The organism is Actinoalloteichus sp. AHMU CJ021 (assembly GCF_002895405.1).
GTDB lineage: Bacteria > Actinomycetota > Actinomycetes > Mycobacteriales > Pseudonocardiaceae > Actinoalloteichus_B > Actinoalloteichus_B caeruleus.
The window spans coordinates 4156411-4174425 of record NZ_CP025990.1 but is presented as its reverse complement, the minus strand read 5'-3'; the positions used below and the strand labels follow the sequence as shown (position 1 = coordinate 4174425).

The following is an 18015-nucleotide window of genomic DNA, read 5'->3' as shown; positions in this document are numbered from 1 at the left end:
CAGGTCGTGCCGTCAGTGTTCGGCGTGGGACGCCAGGTCGATGTAGACGGCGGCGAGCAGAGTGAAGATGTACGCCTGCAGCACCGCCACCAGGATCTCGAAGAGCGTGAAGGCGAACCCGGCCCCGAGGGTCAGGACGCCGACCGGCGCGAGCAGCGCCGATCCCGCCTCGACGAACATGAAGTTGGTGGCGGAGAAGAACAGCACCAGGATCAGGTGGCCGGCCATCATGTTGGCCAGCAACCGGACCGTCAGCGCGAAGGGGCGCAGGATGAACGTCGAGACGAACTCGACGGGCACGATGATCGGCGCCATGTAGAGCGGAACACCTGACGGGAGCAGGTTGCTCTTCATGTAGGGGCCGAAACCCTGCGCCTTGATCCCCGCGTAGTTGAAGACGATCCACGCCACGATGGCCAACACCAGCGGGGTGCCGATGAGGCTCGTCCCCGCGATGTTGAGCAACGGGATCACGCCGGCGAGGTTCAACGCCGTGATCATGAAGAAGAACGTGGTGAGGATCGGCAGGAATCGTCGCGCCGCCCCCTTGCCGAGGATCTCCTCGGCGATGTGCAGGCGGACGAAGTCCAGGAAGTACTCGGCGACGTTCTGGAGCCCCCGGGGCACGAGCTTGGCCCGGCGCAGCGCGAGGATGAAGAACAACGCCAACAGCGCCACCATGACGAACCGGACCAGCATGATCCGGTTGATCTCGAAGATCGTGCCCTCGAAGAGCAGGGCACCGGGGTAGAACTCCTCGATACCGGGCGCGTGGAAACCCTCTCCGTCACCCGCGGCCAGCACGGCGGCCAACACTTGCGCGTTCAGTGTGGTCTCCCTGGTCGTAGCCGGCGCGGATCAGGCCCGGCCGAAACGGACGTACACGATGTAGAGCGCAGTAAGCAGCCCCAGCCCCAGACCGACGAAGGTCCACAGCCAGCTGTCACTGATCAGGTCAACGGCGAACCCGATGCCACCCCAGGCGATGGGGCCGGCGATCAGGGTCCTGATGAGCAACCCTCGGGTGGACTCACCCTTCTGGGGTGGTTTGTCCGACTGATCACTCATCTTGAAACGCACTTTACCAATCGGTTTTCGCCAGGACGAACCCCAGGGGCGTTAGCCGTCGTCACTGGTCAGAGCCTGATCGGCTCGTAGCGGGAGCGGTGTCGACCGCGTCGCTCCCCTCCGGGGCCACCCCGGGTCGAGCCGGTTCGTCCCCGGTGTCCGGTTCACTACTCGGCGTAGTGGTGTCGACGTAGGGCACCCGACTGGTGAGGATCACCCGGGTCTGGACGGCCATCACGCCGATCACCGTCAGTACGACGACGCCGAACAGGACTATCCGCGAGTAGAAGTCCTCGTTGCGCAACAGGGCCAGCACGACGAACAGCACGATCATCTTGCCCAGCCACGAGCCGAGCACGGCCGCCGCCATCACGGTGGGGGACGCCGACGCGGTCATGACGCTGACCACGGTCGTGACCAGCATGAACCCGGCGGCCAGCGCGATCCCGATCGCCGCGCCCCACACCCCGGGAACCCCGTCGACCAGCCAACCGGCGCCCAGCAGCACCGGGGTGCCCACCCCGAGTGCCAGCAGCGCCTGACGCAGGGCGGAACGCAGTGTCCCCGCCACGGTGGCTGCCTTCACCGCACGACCCCTCACTCGTCGACTGCGCGGGACTCACGTCCTCGCGCGGCACCATTGTCGCCCATACCCGGACCTCACCCGGCGACCGGGTGCCGGGCCGGCGCGCTCCGGCAACGCTGGTCACCGTGCGTGATGAGCAGGGAGGGGCGCGGGGCGCGGCGGCCGGATGTGGCCAGCGGCGGTCAGGGGCGCCGGCGGTTCGCGAGCTGGCGCAGCCGGGGCACGGCGGACACGATCACCGCGAGGAGCAGCCCGCCCAGCACGCCCCAGACGACCACTGACGGGTCGAAGATGGTCACCGCGACCGCCCCGAACGCCAACAACGCCGCCCACAGGTAGATCAGCATGACCGCGCGACGCTGGGAGTGCCCGATCTCCAGCAGGCGGTGGTGCAGGTGCATCTTGTCCGCGCTGAACGGGCTCTGCCCGCGCCGGGTACGGCGGATGATCGCCATGATCAGGTCGAGCAGCGGCACGAAGAGCACCGCCGCCACCACCAGCAGCGGGGAGAGCAACGCGATCGCGTCGCTCGCGCTGTAGCGGGAGTAGTCGATGTCGCCGGAGGCCGTGGTGCTCGCGGCCGCGAGCATCAGGCCGATCAGCATCGACCCCGAGTCACCCATGAACAGCCGAGCCGGCTGGAAGTTGTACGGCAGGAAGCCCAGGCAACCGCCCGCCAGGGTGGCCGCGATCAACGCCGGCGGGTAGGCGCCGACGTCACCCCCCACGTCCGAGAGCAGGCCCAGGGAGAACACGCAGATCGCCGAGGCCGCGATGAACCCGATGCCCGCCGCCAGCCCGTCGAGGCCGTCGACGAAGTTCATCGCGTTGATCATCGTGACGGCGAGCAGCACGGTGAGCACCGCGCCCTGGTTACCGGAGAGCACCAGCAGCGAACCGACGCTGTCCCCCTGCTCCCCCCACGGCACCCAGAAGAAGAACCACTGCACGCCGAAGAGCACGAGGATGCCGGCGGTCATGATCTGGCCGGCGAGTTTGGTGATGGAGTCCAGCTCGAAACGGTCGTCGAGCATCCCGATCAGGACGATCACCCCGCCCGCGACGGCCACTCCGAGGATCTCGTAGGAGTAGTCGAAGGCGCGGCTGAGGACCGGGAGCCGCCAGGCGAGCAGCATGCCGGCCACCACGCCGATGAAGATCGCCACCCCGCCCATCCTGGGCATGGGCTTGACGTGGACATCCCGCTGCCGGGGATGCGCCACGGCGCCGATGCGGATGGCGAGCAGCCGGATCACGCCGGTGACCAGGAAGGTCACGGCGGCTGCCGTCAGTCCCACGAGGAGGTACTCGCGGACCGGTAAGCCGGCCGGAGCGAAACCTGGCATCACGCTTGTCGTACCGCTTCTGTCGTCAGGCCGGACGGGGGTAGGCGGGGAGGGCGGCCACGAGCTCGGCCACCTCGGCACCGACCTCCGCGAGGACGTCGTCGCCGGTGGGGGAACCGGGTACCGCGCGGACCGCTCTGGCGAGCAGCCGGGCGATCTCCGCCATCTCGGGCTCCCGCATGCCCTGCGTGGTGACGGCCGGCGACCCGATCCGGATGCCGGAGGCGACCGCGGGTCGGGCCGGGTCGAAGGGGATGGCGTTCTTGTTCAGGGTGATGCGGGCAGCCTCGGCCCTGCTCTCGGCCTCGGCACCGGTCAGCCCGAGCGGACGCAGGTCGAGCAACGCCAGGTGGGTGTCCGTCCCGCCGGAGACGGCACGCATCCCCGCCGCCTCCAGGCCGCTCGCGAGTGCCCTGGCGTTCACCACCACCTGCCGGGCGTACTCCTGGTAGGCGGGGCTGGCCGCCTCGCGGAGCGCGACCGCCTTCGCCGCGACCGCGTGCATCAGCGGACCGCCCTGGGTGAAGGGGAAGACGGCCCTGTCGATCGCCCTGGCGTGCTCGGCACGGCAGAGGATCATGCCGCCACGCGGACCGCGCAACACCTTGTGGGTGGTGCAGGTGACCACGTCCGCGTAGGGAACGGGGGACGGGACGGCCCCGCCGGCGACCAGCCCGACGAAATGGGCCGCGTCGACCACCAGCACGGCTCCCACCTCGTCGGCGATCTCGCGGAACGCCGCGAAGTCGATCAGGCGCGGGTAGGCGGTGGCGCCGGCGATCAGCAGCCGGGGCCGGTGCTCCCGCGCGAGGTCGCGCACCTGGTCGTAGTCGATCAGTTCGCTGTCCGCGCGCACCCCGTAGGAGACCGCGTTGAACCAGCTCCCCGAGAAGTTGACCCGCGATCCGTGGGTGAGGTGGCCGCCCTGCTTGAGGTCCATGGCCAGCACGGTGTCCCCTGGCCTCGCGAACGCGGCGTAGACCGCGAGGTTGGCGCTGGCGCCCGAGTGCGGCTGGAGGTTGGCGTGCTCGGCTCCGAACAGTTCCCGCGCCCGCGCCGTCCCGATCTCCTCGGCGCGGTCGACCTGGGCGCAGCCCCCGTAGTAGCGGCGTCCCGGGTAGCCCTCGGCGTACTTGTTGGACAGCGTGGACCCCAGCGCGGCCAACACCGCCGGACTGGTCAGGTTCTCGCTGGCGATCAGTTGCAGCCCACCCCGCAACCGGTCCAGTTCCCCCAGGACCACGTCCGCGATCTCGGGGTCGGTGTCACGCAGGGAGTCGAAGTCCGGCCCCCAGAACGGCGTGCTCACTGCTGGATGCTCCTCGCCTCGGATGGGAACGAGTGACCGCGTCGCGTCGCCACGAGCGTTGGCCCGACCGGGCCCCGCGGTGTCCGCCCGTCGTCAGGTCTCCACCAACCGGCGCCCTCGCGCGTCGCGGTGCCCCAGACCTTAGCCCTGGTTGGTGGTGCCGGGCACACCAGCCTCGGGACGGGGAGGCCCCCGCGCGGGGGCGTCGGCGCGCCCGGAACCGGCGGGGACGCCGGGGCCGAACGCGCGCTCTCACGCTACTGCGTGATCTTGCTGTCAGGTCGGCGGCCCGATCTTCGTCCGGTCGGCGCGCCGTCCCCGAGCACCGAGGGGTCCCGCCTGTCGCGCCGTGGAGGGGCCAGCAGGGCGCCGCCGCCGAAGCCGAGGTCGACCGGCCCCACCCGCCTGACCGGGATGGCCGAGGCGATGCCTCGGCGCCCTGTCGTGCGGGCACCGGCTTCGGCGTCGAGGAGCTCGGCCGCCGGACCCCTCAGTCCGCGACGGCCACCTCGACGCCGAGGACCTCGGAGATCTCCTCAGCCGACACCGCACCCACCCGCAGGATCTGGGGCGTGGGGCCGGTCAGGTCCACCATCGTGGACGGGGTGGCCCGCTCGGCGGCGCCACCGTCGAGGTAGACGGGGACGTCCTCCGCCAGCTGCTCCCTGGCCTCCTCCGCCGTGGTGGCCGGCGGCTGACCGGACCGGTTGGCGCTGGAGACGGCCATCGGGCCGACCTCGCGCAGCAGTTCGAGGGCCACCGGGTGCAACGGCATCCGCAGCATCACGGTTCCCCGGGTGCGCCCGAGGTCCCAGGCCAGGGAGGGGGCGTGGTTGAGCACCAGGGACAGGCCACCCGGCCAGAACGCCTCGATCAGGGCCCTGGCCGGCCTGGGCACCGACAGCACCAGGCCATCGATCGTCGTCCAGGACCCGACCAGCACCGGGACGGGCATGTCCGGGCCACGCCCCTTGACGCTCAACAGGCTTCGGACGGCGGCGGAGTCGAAGGCGTCGCACCCCAGCCCGTAGACGGTGTCGGTGGGCAGCACGACGAGCTGGCCGGCGCGCACCGTCTCCGCGGCGGCGGCGAGCCCCGCCTGCCGGGTCTCGGGAATGTTGCAGTCATAGCTCGTGCTCACACGGACGATCCTGGCACCCCCGGTGACGGGGAGGGCAGCGGGACCTGCCCGCCGGTGGCGGACAGGGGAACGGCCCACCCGCTCCCGACCGCCGGGGCCGGTGCCAGCGTGCCCCGTCCCGCCCCCCTGGCCGAGCGGGGCGACGACGGCCTTCCCCTGGGGGTCCGGCGAGGGAACAGCCGTCCTCCGCGAAACGGACCGGCACGCGATGCCCTCGGCACTCCCGCGTTTTCCCGGCTCCGCTCCGACGATTCCCTTCGTTCACCCGATCGCCTTTCCCGCGTCCGCGAGTGGAACGAACGTCGAATGGCTGGCGCCGACTCCTTGTCATTCGCCCCGCACCGGGCGGGTGTACCCGCGATACGGCGAACCCGCAGCGCAACGGCGGCCACCTGGCCCGTTTTGGGCCGATTCTGACCACCTCTGATGCACCGCACGGCGGTATCCGGAGGTCCGGACGGAAGCGGTTCCAGTACTCCCGCCAGCCTCGCCCCAACCCCACGGGACATCCGCGCCCTTGACATCGGGAACTGGCGGTGTTTTGTTTCCGACCACAATTCTTCCGCCCGTGAGTGGAGGTCATCTTCATGGCCCTTTCCCCTGTGCCGACGTCCGGTCGACGTGGCCGGAGAAGGAATGCCGGCGTCCTGGCCGCTGTCCTGGCCGTCGGCGCGAGTCTCGCCGTACCGGCCGCCCACGCGGACGTCGACCCGGCACCCGATGTCGACGCGTCGACGGCGCTGGCGTCGACGACGAGCGCCCCCTCCTCGGCGGTCGGGGCGACCCCGCTCGCCCTCACCTGGGAGGACGACTTCGAGGGTCCCTCCGGCGCCGCCCCCGACCCCGCCAGGTGGAACCACGAGATCGGTGGCCACGGCTGGGGCAACAACGAACTCCAGTACTACACGGCCGACCGCCGCAACTCCGCGCTCGACGGGCAGGGCAACCTGGTCATCACCTCGACCCGGGAGGGCACCGACGGGCTGAGCTGCCACTACGGCCCCTGCCAGTTCACCTCCGCCCGCCTCACGACGCAGGACAAGTTCTCCCAGCGCTACGGCCGTTTCGAGGCCCGAATCCAGGTGCCCCGGGGCAACGGGGTGTGGCCAGCGTTCTGGATGTTGGGCGACAACTTCCCCGAGACACCCTGGCCGCACAGCGGCGAGATCGACATCATGGAGGTCGTCGGCCGGGAGGGTGGCACCGCGCACGGCACCATCCACGGCCCCGGCTACTCGGCCGGCGAGGGCATCACCGGCTCGTACACGCTGCCCGGCGGCCAGCAGTTCGCCGACGGGTTCCACGTCTTCGCGGTCGACTGGTCACCCGATGGCATGGTGTGGTCGGTGGACGGGCACGTGTACCACCAGGTCACGCGCTCCGACGTGGGCAACAACCCCTGGGTGTTCGACCAGGACTTCTTCATGATCCTGAACTCGGCGGTGGGCGGCAACTGGCCCGGCCCGCCCGACGACTCCACCCAGTTCCCCCAGCGGATGCTCATCGACTACGTACGGGTCTACGAGGGCTCGGGCACCCCGCCGCCCGGAGACGGGACCGGGACGATCAGGGGCATCGGCGAGCTGTGCCTGGACGTGGCCGGCGGCAACGCCAGCGACGGCACCCCGGTGCAGATCGCCCACTGCAACGGCTCGGACGCCCAGCAGTGGACCCGGGAAGGCGACACCATCCGCGCCCTCGGCTACTGCCTCGCCGTCGCCGGCGGCGACCCCTCCGCCGGCACCCCGGTGCGGATCGCGCACTGTGACGGGTCGGACGCCCAACGGTGGCGCGTCGAGTCGGGGGACATCGTCTCCGTGCTGGCCAACCGGTGCCTGGGCACGGAGCACGGCCGCTGGGACGACGGCACTCCGACCCTGATCTGGCACTGCACGGGCGCGGTCGACCAGAAGTGGTACCCGTACTGGTGACGGTTCACCGAGTCGGGGAGGGCGGCCGATCGGACGCCCTCCCCTGGTCGGATCAGGACAACGAACGCCGCAGGGCCGTGGCGAACCTCGGCCGTCCCGCCAGGTCGGGGTGGTCGGCGACCTCGGTGAGCACCTGGCGCGCCCGGAGCAGTTCGGGCACCGCCTCGCCGTGGGTGTCGTCATGTTCGAGCGCCAGCGCCCCACCTGGGCGGAGCAGCCGCACCGCGCAGTGCACGACGTGGCGGATGGTGTCCATGCCGTCGAGGCCGCTGAAGACCGCCGCGTGCGGATCGTGCTCCGCGACCTCGACCGGCACGGGCGTTCCCTCCGGCACGTAGGGCGGGTTGCACACGACGAGGTCGACCGTGCCGTCCAGCTCCGCCAGCAGCTCCGGATCGCCGACGTCACCGAACCGGAGATCGACCGGGCGGTCCCCCGCACCCACCAGCGCGTTGGCGTTGCGCCTCGCCCAGGCGAGCGCGCTCGGGTCCCGCTCGACCGCGTGGACGGAGGCGTCGGGGCGGGCGTTGGCGAAGGCGAGCGCCAGGACACCGGAGCCGGTGCACAGGTCCACGATCGTCGGCTGCCTGGTGCGGCGCAGGTGCGCCAGCCCCCAGGCCAGCAGCAGCTCCGTCTCCGGCCTCGGTACGAAGACGCCCGGCCCCACGCTCACCGTGATCGCCCCCATGGCTGCCCAGCCGGTGATGTGTTGGAGGGGGATGCCCTTCGACCGTTCCCTGACCAGTCGGTGCAGTTCCTCGACCACGGAGACGGACACCAGCGGAACCATCGTGAGCTTGGTGCGTTCCACCCCGACGACGTGGGCGGCGAGCAGTTCGGCGTCCGCGCGGGGGCTCGCGACCCCGGCCTCCCGCAGGATTCGTTCGGCCTCGGCGACGGCGAGTCGCAACGGCTGCTTGGACAATTCCTCCCCCTCCCGGTCCGGAACCCGTCTCCCCCGCACCAGCCAACCACGGCCAGCGCGGTGCGCCCGGTCAGCGGGCGCCCGACCCGACCAACCCGCCGACCGGGCTACCGGGGTGGTCCCCCGCCGGAGTGAGCGCCCCGCCGGGGAGGTGGGCCGCCGATCGGTCCTCGAACCTCAGGCCGTCGGTGCCGCGCTGCGTTCCATCCGCTCCTGGCGGTCGGCGGCGCTCAGCGCGTCCAACACCGCGTCGAGGTCGCCCTCGAGGACCTGGTCCAGGTTGTGCGCCTTGTACCCGACCCGGTGATCGGAGATCCGGTTCTCCGGGAAGTTGTACGTCCGCACCCGCTCGGAGCGGTCGACCGTGCGCACCTGGCTGCGGCGGGCGGCGGACGCCTCCCGCGCGGCCTGTTCCTCCGCCGCCGCCAGCAGCCGCGCGCGGAGCACCTGCATGGCCCTGGTCTTGTTCTGCAACTGGCTGCGCTCGTTCTGGCAGGACACGACGATGCCCGTCGGCAGGTGGGTGATCCGGACCGCGGAGTCCGTCGTGTTCACGCTCTGCCCGCCGTGCCCGGAGGAGCGGAACACGTCCACCCGGAGGTCGTTCTCGTCGATCTCGACGGCGACGTCCTCCTGTTCCGGGTACACGAGGACCCCGGCGGCCGAGGTGTGGATGCGGCCCTGGGACTCCGTCACCGGGACCCGTTGGACGCGGTGCACCCCGCCCTCGAACTTCAGCCTCGACCACACGCCGTCGGCTCGCACCGGGCCCTTCACGACCATCGTGGCGTCCTTGATGCCCCCGAGTTCGGACTCGGTGACGCCCAGCACCTCGGTGCGCCACCCCCGGCGCTCGGCGTACCGCTCGTACATCCGCAGCAGCTCGGCGGCGAACAGCGCGGACTCCGCGCCGCCCTCCCCCGACTTGATCTCCAGCACGGCGTCGGAGGCGTCGTGCGGGTCGCGGGGGACGAGCAGCTCGGCCACCCTCGCCTCCAGCTCGGGGAGCTGGGCGGCCAGTTCCTCTGCCTCCTCGGCGAAGGCCTGGTCCTCGGAGGCGAGCTCCCGGGCGGCCTCCAGGTCGGTGCGCACCCGCTCCAGCTCGCGGGCGGCCTGCACGATGGCCGTCAGCTCGGCGTGCCGCCGGCCGTACCGGCGTGCCGCGGCGCGGTCCGCCAGCACGGCGGGGTCACCCAACCGCTCCTCCAGCTCCCCGTACTCGGTGAGCAAGCTCCGTAGCGCCGAGTTCTCCACGCCGCACCCTCCGTCCTGACGACACCGCCGGGCCCTGGTCACTGCCGACCGGACCCCGGACACACGCCGACGGCGCCCACCCCGCCAGCTCGGTGGGGTGGGCGCCGTCGAAAGAGCTACTTCTTGCGGCGGCCGTAGCGGGCCTCGAAGCGGGCCACCCGGCCACCGGTGTCCAGGATCCGCTGCTTGCCCGTGTAGAACGGGTGGCAGTTGGAGCAGACCTCGACAGTCACCGCACCGGTGGAACGGGTGCTCCGGGTGGTGAAGGTGTTGCCGCAACCGCAGGTGACCTGCGTGGTCACGTACTCGGGGTGGATACCGGTCTTCACAGGTGTGTCCCTTCCTTCTTGGGCCGCCGGGTCCGCCCTGCCTGGTCGCCTGGCACTCGCCAGGGGCCGGGTGAGGGGGTGAACCGGAGCCGGGTTCGGCGAACCAGTGTGCCAGATGGCCACCGCGTCGCCGCCACCCTCCACAACGCGTGGGGGTCGCCGTCTGTTTCCGAACGCCCCATGCCACTCACCGTGACGCAGGGGCCACCCGCCGCCGTCTCCGGTCCGCCGGGCGATCGGAGCGGCTGGCTGCCGCCGCGCCAGGCGGGGCTGTTCCATCCTGGCTCCGTGTTGTGCGCGAACCTGGGACCGCTGCGGGTGTGGGCCTGGCTGCTGGTGCCCCCGACGTTCCTGTGCACCGTGCTCGGGCTGGGTGGCCTGGGCCTGGTGCTGCCCGCCGCCGGGGATGCCGTTCACCCGGACTGGTCGGTCCTCTTCGGCGCGGCGGCCGGGTTGAACGCGGTGTTCGCCGGTTCGGTCGCGTGGACCCGCCCGTGGTCACCACGGTGGTTGAGCTGGCCCTACGGCCTGGTCCTGATCACCTGCGCGTTGACCGTGGGCGACCTGCCGGTCCCCACGTCGGCGGCGCTGGGGTGCGCCGCCGCGGCCGTGGTGTCCTGGGTGCTGCTGCTCGCCGGCCGGCGCCCCTGCCCGACCGATGGCGGCGAGGCGGACCGTTGTTCGCGGCCCGAGGTGGTGAGCGGCGCCGGGTGACCGGAGGCCCTGCCGCCGTGCGACGACGGCAACGCCTCCGGTGCGTCCTCAGTCCCCGTTCCCGCCAGGCGTGTTCTTCGCCACCTGCATCAGGAACTCGATGTTCGTCCGGGTCTTCCGCAGCCGCTCGAGCAGCAGGTCGAGCGCCTGCTGATCATCCAGCGCGGAGAGAACACGCCGCAGCTTGTGCGTGACGGCGAGCTCGTCCGGGGAGAGCAGGAGCTCCTCCTTGCGGGTGCTCGAGGCGTCGACGTCGACCGCCGGGAACGTCCGCTTGTCCGCGATCTTGCGGTCGAGCTTCAGCTCCGCGTTGCCGGTGCCCTTGAACTCCTCGAAGATCACCGTGTCGCCAGCGGATCCCGTCTCGACCAGCGCCGTCGCGAAGATGGTCAGTGAACCACCGTTCTCGATGTTGCGGGCCGCGCCCAGGAACCGCTTCGGCGGGTACAGCGCCGTCGAGTCCACACCACCGGAGAGGATCCGACCCGAGGCCGGCGCCGCCAGGTTGTAGGCCCGGCCGAGCCGGGTGATGGAGTCGAGGAGCACGACCACGTCGTAACCCAGCTCCACCAGCCGCTTCGCCCGCTCGATGGCGAGCTCCGACACCGTCGTGTGGTCGGACGGCGGCCGGTCGAAGGTCGAGGCGATGACCTCGCCCTTCACCGAGCGCTGCATGTCGGTGACTTCCTCGGGCCGCTCGTCGACCAGCACGACCATCAGGTAGCACTCGGGGTTGTTGGTCGTGATGGCGTTGGCGATGGCCTGGAGCACCATCGTCTTGCCGGCCTTGGGCGGCGAGACGATCAGGGCCCGCTGGCCCTTGCCCACCGGCATGACCAGGTCGATGACCCGGCCGGTCAGGGCGTGCGACTCGGTCTCCAACCGCAGCCGCTCGTTCGGGTACAGCGGAGTCATCTTGGTGAACTCCGGGCGTCCCCGAGCGGCGTCCGGCGCGAGGCCGTTGATGGAGTCGACCCGCACCATCGGGTTGAACTTCTGGCGCTGCTGCTCGCCCTCACGCGGCTGGCGGACCACACCGGTGATCGCGTCGCCCCGCCGGAGCCCGTACTTGCGGACCAACGACAGGGACACGTAGACGTCGTTCGGGCCGGCGAGGTACCCCGAAGTGCGGACGAACGCGTAGTTCTCCAGCACGTCCAGGATGCCGGCCACGGGCAGGAGGACGTCGTCCTCCCGCACCTCCGGCTCGTTCCCGCCACCCTCGGCGCGGCCACGGCCCCGGCGACGATCCCGGAACCTGCGTCCCCGCCGCCGGCCGCCGCCGTCCTCGTCGTCATCGTCCCGACCGTCGTTCTGGCGGTCGTTGCGCGACGCGCGGTCCTGGCGGTCGCCGCGGTCCTGACGCTCGCCACGGTCCTGACGCTCACCACGGTCCTGACGCTCACCACGCTCCTGGCGCTCGCCGCCCCGGTCATCGCCGCCGCCACCGTCGGTGGCGCTGGCGGCCCGGCTCGAGGTGCGGCGACGACGGCCGCGACGGCCACCGTCCTCCTCACCCTCACCGGACGACGCGCTCTCGGACGCACTGGCGCCCCTGGAGCGGCGGCTGGGAGCCGGCTGCGCCGGCGCGTCCGCGGAGGTCTGCTCGGTCTTGCCCTGGTCCCCGGACCCGAACGGCAGCTGCGCAGCGGTGTCGGTCTTGGCGGAACCACCGCCCTGCCGCTCCTTGATCGCGGCGATGAGATCACCCTTACGCATTCCAGTGGTGCTGGTGATGCCGAGTTCCCCGGCGAGCTGGCGAAGCTCCGCCATCACCATGCCGGACAGCCCTCCGCGCCGACGGGGAGCGGCTCCGTTGTCCGCCTGGTGCGGTACCTCCCCCTTCGCCGCAGAGCCCTTGCGTGACTTGGGCTTATCCGCTTCTGGCTGGTCAGCAGCCGAGGCCGCCGTGCCCGCCTCGCCGCTCAACAGTTCGGTGTTGCTCACAAATGTCCTTCCTGACCGGTCCGCGCCTCCTACGCGGACCAGCGGACCTGCCACGCTGCGGGACGCAGTGCGGCACTGCGGGCTCGGGGGCAGAACTGGCGGTCACGACGTTCTGCCCGCACGCACCCTAACCTGCCCGCTTATGGCGATTCTCGACGCTGCCACACCTGACGACACTCACGAAGAACCACCCGTACGGACTCCTCGGCCACCCCAGGCTGTCCGGGTACTCTCCACCGCTGGTCCCCGCTGGATAGCGTGAACCAACCTCATAGCGAGAGAATGCCTCCCGAGTTGACTACCCGGGACGGTACCGGCGCCCGTGCGCGCGGTGACTGATCGCCTTCGAGGGTAGACCGCTCGTCAACAGCTCGCAACAACCCGCGTCACCTGCGTGTCTCCCGGCGGCCGAACCAACGGCCAAGATCACCACCGATGGAGGGTGTTGTGCCGTCGATCGGGTATGGCTGACGGAGAAGGCGACCAGGTAGCGGGGGTACTGGCGAAAGGCTGGAGGTCCAGCGGTTCTGGCCAGCGCGGTGCTTCGCCGCGGCCATCCCCCTCCGATGACTCCATGTTACCGGCTGCCCGGGAGTCCCCTCCTACCGGGGACCCCGAACAGCCCAGGCACGCCCCCGGCACCGGTCACGGATCGGCCGGCTCCTCACGGACCGTCACCCCTCGGGTGTCCACGGCCAACGGGCACACCTCGAACCCGCTCGTGTCGAATCCCGCCCAGGACGGCGCGCCGACGGGGAAGGCGACCACGGTGGGGCCCGCCCCGGAGATGGCCGCCGGGACACCGGCGGCCCGCAGCTCCTCCACCAGCGCCAACGACCGGGGCCAGGCGGGTCGCCGGTACTCCTGGTGCAGCCGGTCCCCGGTCGCGTCCAGCAGCAGGTCGGGCCGCGAGGTCAGCGCCGCGACGGCGAGGGCGGCCCGGCTGGCCGCGAACGCCGCGTCCTCGTGGGGGACCCGCTCCGGCAGCAGACCCCGCGTGGTGTGGGTGGCCGACTCCACCTCGGGCACCAGCAGCACCGGCGCGAGCGCGCGGTGCGGTTCGAGCCGGAGCGCGCGGAACGTCGGGGACGCACCGGCCGACGACCAGGCCACGACCACCCCGCCGACCATGCTCGCCGCCACGTTGTCGGCGTGTCCCTCGAACCGGGCGGCGAGGTCGAGCGCCGACTCGTCCGGCTTCCGCCCGGCCAACGCGTAACCGGCGGCGATCCCGGACACGATCGTCGCGGCGGAGGAGCCCAGACCCCGCGCGTGCGGGATGCGGTTGACGCACCGCAGCTCCACCCCGGGCAGCTCCACGCCGAGCGCGTCGGTGGCGGCGCGCAGCGCCCGCAACAGCAGGTGGCTGGCATCCCGGGGCACCGCCTCGGCTCCCTCACCCGAGACCTCCACCCGGACGCCCCGGTCCACCACCCGGAGCCGCACCTCGTCGTACAGCGCCAGCGCCAGCCCGAGGGTGTCGAAACCCGACCCCAGGTTCGCCGTCGACGCGGGGACCCGCACCGACAGCTCCCGGCCGATCACGATCGTCCCCACCCGGGGAGAGCCGCTCGTCTCCGGAGGCTCACCGGAGCTCCAGGGCGGCGGCGACGGCGTTCGCGTCGACGGGCAGCGGCTCCACGTCCACCGCGCCCTCCAGTGCGGTGCCCGGGTCCTTCAGACCGTGCCCGGTGACGGTGCACACCACCACGGACCCGGGGTCCAACCGCCCCTCCTCCGAGGACAGCAGCAGACCGGCCACGCTGGCCGCGGAGGCGGGCTCGACGAAGACACCCTCCCGGGCGGCCAGCAGCCGGTAGGCGCTCAGGATCCGCTCGTCGGTCACCGCGTCGAACCGACCACCGGACTCCGCCCTGGCGCGCTCGGCTCCCTGCCAGGACGCGGGGCTGCCCACCCGGATCGCGGTGGCGATCGTCTCCGGGTTGGCGACCGGCTGGCCGTGCACCATCGGAGCCGCCCCAGCCGCCTGGAAACCGAACATCCTGGGCGTACCCCGCACCAGGCCGTCGTCCGCGTACTCCTGGTAGCCCTTCCAGTAGGCGGTGATGTTCCCGGCGTTGCCCACCGGCAGGCAGTGGATGTCGGGGGCGCGGCCGAGGACGTCGCAGATCTCGAAGGCCGCGGTCTTCTGCCCCTCGATCCGCACCGGGTTGACCGAGTTGACCAGGGTCACCGGGTGCTCCGCCTCGGTCTTGCGGGCCAGTTCCAGGCAGTCGTCGAAGTTGCCGGCCACCTGGAGGATGCGGGCCCCGTGGGCCACTGCCTGGGCCATCTTGCCCAGGGCGATCTTCCCGCTGGGCACCAGCACCGCGCAGGTCAGGCCGGCCCTGGCCGCGTAGGCGGCGGCGGAGGCCGAGGTGTTGCCGGTGGACGCGCAGATCACGGCCTTGCTGCCGGAGGCCAGCGCGTGCGTGATCGCCACCGTCATACCCCGGTCCTTGAAGGACCCGGTGGGGTTGACACCCTCCACCTTGAGGTAGACGGAGGTACCGGTCAGCTCACTCAGGTGGGGGGCCGGGAGCAATGGGGTGCCGCCCTCGTGGAGGGTGACGATCCCGGCGCCGGCGGGTACCGCCACCCGAGCGGGGTAGGCGGCGATGACACCGGGCCACCCCGCCGCCGGACCGCCGGTGCCGGACACCGCCGAGGGGCCGGCCCCGCCGGACACCGCCGGTGGGATGGGGGACAACGCGGTCTGTTCGGTCACGGCTCCTCGCCCTCCACGCGCATCACGCTCACCACTTCCCGCACGGCGGAGAGGGCCGCGATCTTCTCGACGGTGCCCCGCAACGCGTCCTCGGAGGCGAGGTGCGTGGCGATGACCAGGCTCGCCTCGTCGCGGTGGCCCCGCTGGGTCACGGTCGCGATGCTCACGTCGTTCTCCGCGAACACGGCGGCGACCTGCGCCAACACTCCCGTGCGGTCCGCGACGTCCAGGCTGATGTGGTAGCGGGTCGCCACCTGCCCCATCGGGCGCACTGGCAGCTCGGCGTAGGCGGACTCCCGGGGGCTGCGCCCGCCGGCGACCCGGTTGCGGGCCACCGCGACGAGGTCCCCGAGGACGGCGCTCGCCGTCTGCGGGCCACCCGCGCCCTGCCCGTAGAACATCAGCTGCCCGGCTGCCTCCGCCTCCACGAACACGGCGTTGAACGCCCCGCCCACCGTCGCCAGCGGGTGGCCGCGCGGGATCATCGCCGGGTGCACCCGGACCGAGACGGACTCGCCGCCGTCCTCGTCCACCACCCGGTCGCAGATGGCCAGGAGCTTCACGACACGCCCCATGCCCCTGGCCGCCGTGATGTCGGCGGCGGTCACGCGCGAGATGCCCTCCCGGTGCACGGCCTCGGCCGGGACCCGGGTGTGGAAGGCCAGCGAGGCCAGGATCGCGGCCTTCGCGGCGGCGTCGAAACCGTCCACGTCCGCCGTCGGGTCGGCCTCGGCGTACCCGAGCCGCCCCGCCTCCTCCAGGGTCTCGCCGTAGGCGGCCCCGGTCGAGTCCATCGCCGACAGGACGTAGTTGGTCGTGCCGTTGACGATCCCCATCACCCGGTTGACCCGGTCACCGGCCAGGGACTCCCGCAGGGGCCGCAGCAGGGGGATCGCGCCGGCCACCGACGCCTCGAAGTAGAGGTCGGCGCCCGACTCGTCGGCCGCCTCGTACAGCTCGGGGCCGTGCTCGGCGAGCAGGGCCTTGTTGGCGGTCACCACCGACTTACCGGCGCGCAGGGCCGCCAGCAGCAGGCTCCTGGCCGGCTCGATCCCACCGATGACCTCCACGACGACATCGACGTCGGAGGCCACGAGCGCCTCGGCGTCCGTGGTCAGCAGTTCCTCCGGCACCTCACGGTGGCGGTGCGGTCGGCGCACCGCGATGCCGGTCAGCTCCACCGGAGCCCCGACCCGCGCGGTCAGGTCGGCGGACTGCTCCCGGATCAGGCGTTCGACCTGCGTACCGACCGTGCCGCAACCGAGCATCGCGACCCTGACCGGTGGGGTCGAACCGGTAGCCGATGTCATGACACCTCCAGGCGCAACAGGTCGTCCATGGTCTCCCGGCGCAGCAGCAACCGCGCCTGGCCGTCCCGGACCGCGACGACGGCGGGCCGGGGCAACCGGTTGTAGTCGCTCGCCATCGCGTAGCAGTAGGCGCCGGTCGCGGCGACGGCGACCAGGTCACCCGGTCGCAGGTCGGCGGGGAGCCAGCAGTCCCGCACGACGATGTCACCGGACTCGCAGTGCTTGCCGACGACCCGGCTGAGCACCGGCGGTTCCTCGGCCCGGCGGGAGACCAGGCGGCAGTCGTACACCGCGTCGTAGAGGGCGGTGCGGATGTTGTCGCTCATCCCGCCGTCGACGCTGACGTAGCGCCGGCTGGCCCCGTCCTGGACGACGACGTCCTTGGTGGTGCCCACCTCGTAGAGCGTCACCATCACCGGCCCGACGATCGAACGTCCCGGTTCCACGGCCAGCAGCGGCGTGTCCAGCCCGGCGAAGCCGCACTCCCGGCGGACGATCTCCCAGAGGGTGGCGGCGATCTCACCGACCTCGGGGACCCGGTCCTGCTCGGTGTAGGCGATGCCGAGCCCCCCGCCGAGGTCGAGGGTGTCCAGGTCCGCCATCGTCTGGGCGCCGTGCTCGTCGTGGAGGTCGGAGAGCAGGCCGACGATCCGCTTGGCGGCCAGTTCGAAACCGGCGAGGTCGAAGATCTGCGAACCGATGTGGCTGTGCAGGCCCACGAGCCGGAGCCCCCCAGCCCGCAGCACGCGCCTGGCCGCCTCGGCCGCGGCTCCCCCCGCCAGCGAGAAACCGAACTTCTGGTCCTCGTGGGCGGTCGCGATGAACTCGTGGGTGTGGGCCTCGACTCCCACCGTGACCCGGATCATGACGTCCTGCCGGCCGCCGGCCGGCGGGTTCTCGGCGGTGAGGCGGTCCAGGCGGTCGATCTCCTCGAAGGAGTCCACCACGATGACGCCGACGCCGGCGTCCAGGGCGGCCGCGAGCTCCGGGACCGACTTGTTGTTGCCGTGGAAGGCGATCCGCTCCGGGGGGAAGTCCGCTCGCAGCGCGACGGCGAGTTCCCCGCCGCTGCACACGTCGAGGCTGAGCCCTTCCTGGGCGACCCACCGGGCCGCCTCCGTGCACAGGAACGCCTTGGAGGCGTAGTGGACGCGGGCCCGTTCCCCGAAGGCGCGCTGGTACTCGCGGCACCGGGACCGGAAGTCGTCCTCGTCGAGGACGAACAGCGGGGTGCCGAAGTCCCTGGCCAGCTCACGGACGTCCACGCCACCGATCCGCACCGCTCCGTCGGCGTGGCGGGACGTGTTCGCCGGCCACACCGTGGGCGGCAACGCGTCGAGCTCGGCGGAGGACGCCGGCCGGGGGCCGGCGGTGTTGACCGGGAGCAGGACCTCCGCGTGGCGGGGACCGGCGGGATGGGCGCGCAT

Annotated in this window: 16 protein-coding genes; 2 read left to right on the top strand and 14 right to left on the bottom strand. The window is 71.8% G+C overall.

The genetic code is table 11. The features are described from left to right. Positions 1-12: 12 nt before the first annotated feature. The 6 genes from atpB to C1701_RS17625 form a co-directional block, all read right to left on the bottom strand. On the bottom strand, positions 13-816 hold the full coding sequence (gene atpB / locus C1701_RS17650; protein ID WP_016696853.1) for a F0F1 ATP synthase subunit A: 804 nt from the start codon (positions 814-816) through the stop codon (positions 13-15). A gap of 42 nt (positions 817-858) precedes the next feature. Next, entirely contained in the window at positions 859-1068 is a 210-nt protein-coding gene (locus C1701_RS17645) for a hypothetical protein (protein WP_103057086.1), read from the bottom strand. Positions 1069-1129: 61 nt separating this feature from the next. Then, on the bottom strand, positions 1130-1654 hold the full coding sequence (locus C1701_RS17640; RefSeq protein WP_211237509.1) for a hypothetical protein: 525 nt from the start codon (positions 1652-1654) through the stop codon (positions 1130-1132). Between the two features lie 182 nt (positions 1655-1836). Continuing rightward, positions 1837-3000 carry a glycosyltransferase family 4 protein gene (locus C1701_RS17635; protein WP_030105509.1) on the bottom strand — a complete coding sequence of 388 codons (1164 nt, stop codon included), beginning with the start codon at positions 2998-3000 and terminating at the stop codon, positions 1837-1839. A gap of 25 nt (positions 3001-3025) precedes the next feature. Then, complete coding sequence (gene glyA / locus C1701_RS17630) at positions 3026-4309, bottom strand: serine hydroxymethyltransferase (RefSeq protein ID WP_103056284.1); 1284 nt, start codon at positions 4307-4309, stop codon at positions 3026-3028. A 490-nt stretch (positions 4310-4799) separates the two neighbouring features. Next, complete coding sequence (locus C1701_RS17625; protein ID WP_026418631.1) at positions 4800-5450, bottom strand: L-threonylcarbamoyladenylate synthase; 651 nt, start codon at positions 5448-5450, stop codon at positions 4800-4802. Positions 5451-6037: 587 nt separating this feature from the next. Here C1701_RS17625 and C1701_RS17620 point away from each other — a divergent pair. After that, entirely contained in the window at positions 6038-7381 is a 1344-nt protein-coding gene (locus tag C1701_RS17620; RefSeq protein ID WP_030105512.1) for a family 16 glycosylhydrolase, read from the top strand. A gap of 52 nt (positions 7382-7433) precedes the next feature. Here the strand turns inward: C1701_RS17620 and prmC are convergent, their stop codons facing one another. The 3 genes from prmC to rpmE all read right to left on the bottom strand — a co-directional run bounded on the left by prmC (position 7434) and on the right by rpmE (position 9889). Further along, positions 7434-8306 carry a peptide chain release factor N(5)-glutamine methyltransferase gene (gene prmC / locus C1701_RS17615; protein WP_026418633.1) on the bottom strand — a complete coding sequence of 291 codons (873 nt, stop codon included), beginning with the start codon at positions 8304-8306 and terminating at the stop codon, positions 7434-7436. 177 nt (positions 8307-8483) lie between these two features. Then, positions 8484-9560, bottom strand: a complete 1077-nt coding sequence (gene prfA, locus C1701_RS17610) for a peptide chain release factor 1 (RefSeq protein WP_026418634.1) — start codon at positions 9558-9560, stop codon at positions 8484-8486. A 116-nt stretch (positions 9561-9676) separates the two neighbouring features. Continuing rightward, the gene (gene rpmE / locus C1701_RS17605) at positions 9677-9889 is read right to left on the bottom strand and encodes a 50S ribosomal protein L31 (protein ID WP_016696860.1); all 213 of its coding nucleotides are present in this window, start codon (positions 9887-9889) and stop codon (positions 9677-9679) included. Positions 9890-10177: 288 nt separating this feature from the next. On the opposite strand from rpmE, the gene C1701_RS17600 reads away from it, so the two are divergent. Next, entirely contained in the window at positions 10178-10603 is a 426-nt protein-coding gene (locus tag C1701_RS17600) for a hypothetical protein (RefSeq protein WP_155886106.1), read from the top strand. 48 nt (positions 10604-10651) lie between these two features. On the opposite strand, the gene rho is transcribed toward C1701_RS17600, so the two are convergent. The 5 genes from rho to lysA all read right to left on the bottom strand — a co-directional run bounded on the left by rho (position 10652) and on the right by lysA (position 18015). Then, positions 10652-12382, bottom strand: a complete 1731-nt coding sequence (gene rho / locus C1701_RS17595) for a transcription termination factor Rho (protein ID WP_103056282.1) — start codon at positions 12380-12382, stop codon at positions 10652-10654. 813 nt (positions 12383-13195) lie between these two features. Further along, positions 13196-14107 carry a homoserine kinase gene (thrB, locus tag C1701_RS17590; RefSeq protein ID WP_337661797.1) on the bottom strand — a complete coding sequence of 304 codons (912 nt, stop codon included), beginning with the start codon at positions 14105-14107 and terminating at the stop codon, positions 13196-13198. Positions 14108-14135: 28 nt separating this feature from the next. Then, the gene (thrC, locus tag C1701_RS17585) at positions 14136-15212 is read right to left on the bottom strand and encodes a threonine synthase (protein ID WP_103057084.1); all 1077 of its coding nucleotides are present in this window, start codon (positions 15210-15212) and stop codon (positions 14136-14138) included. Between the two features lie 62 nt (positions 15213-15274). Next, a complete protein-coding gene (locus tag C1701_RS17580; protein ID WP_026418638.1) occupies positions 15275-16588 on the bottom strand; it encodes a homoserine dehydrogenase in 1314 nt (437 codons plus the stop codon). Beyond that, positions 16585-18015: a diaminopimelate decarboxylase gene (gene lysA / locus C1701_RS17575; RefSeq protein WP_026418639.1), complete on the bottom strand. Its 1431-nt coding sequence runs from the start codon at positions 18013-18015 to the stop codon at positions 16585-16587. Before lysA ends, C1701_RS17580 begins: the two co-directional genes overlap by 4 nt.

Bases quoted from the DNA above. Each gene is read 5' to 3' on its own strand.
- C1701_RS17635 (WP_030105509.1), bottom strand. From the start codon at position 3,000: ATGCCAGGTTTCGCTCCGGCCGGCTTACCGGTCCGCGAGTACCTCCTC.
- lysA (WP_026418639.1), bottom strand. From the start codon at position 18,015: ATGCGCGCCCATCCCGCCGGTCCCCGCCACGCGGAGGTCCTGCTCCCG.
- C1701_RS17580 (WP_026418638.1), bottom strand. From the start codon at position 16,588: ATGACATCGGCTACCGGTTCGACCCCACCGGTCAGGGTCGCGATGCTC.
- rho (WP_103056282.1), bottom strand. From the start codon at position 12,382: ATGGTGATGGCGGAGCTTCGCCAGCTCGCCGGGGAACTCGGCATCACC.
- C1701_RS17645 (WP_103057086.1), bottom strand. From the start codon at position 1,068: ATGAGTGATCAGTCGGACAAACCACCCCAGAAGGGTGAGTCCACCCGA.
- C1701_RS17620 (WP_030105512.1), top strand. From the start codon at position 6,038: ATGGCCCTTTCCCCTGTGCCGACGTCCGGTCGACGTGGCCGGAGAAGG.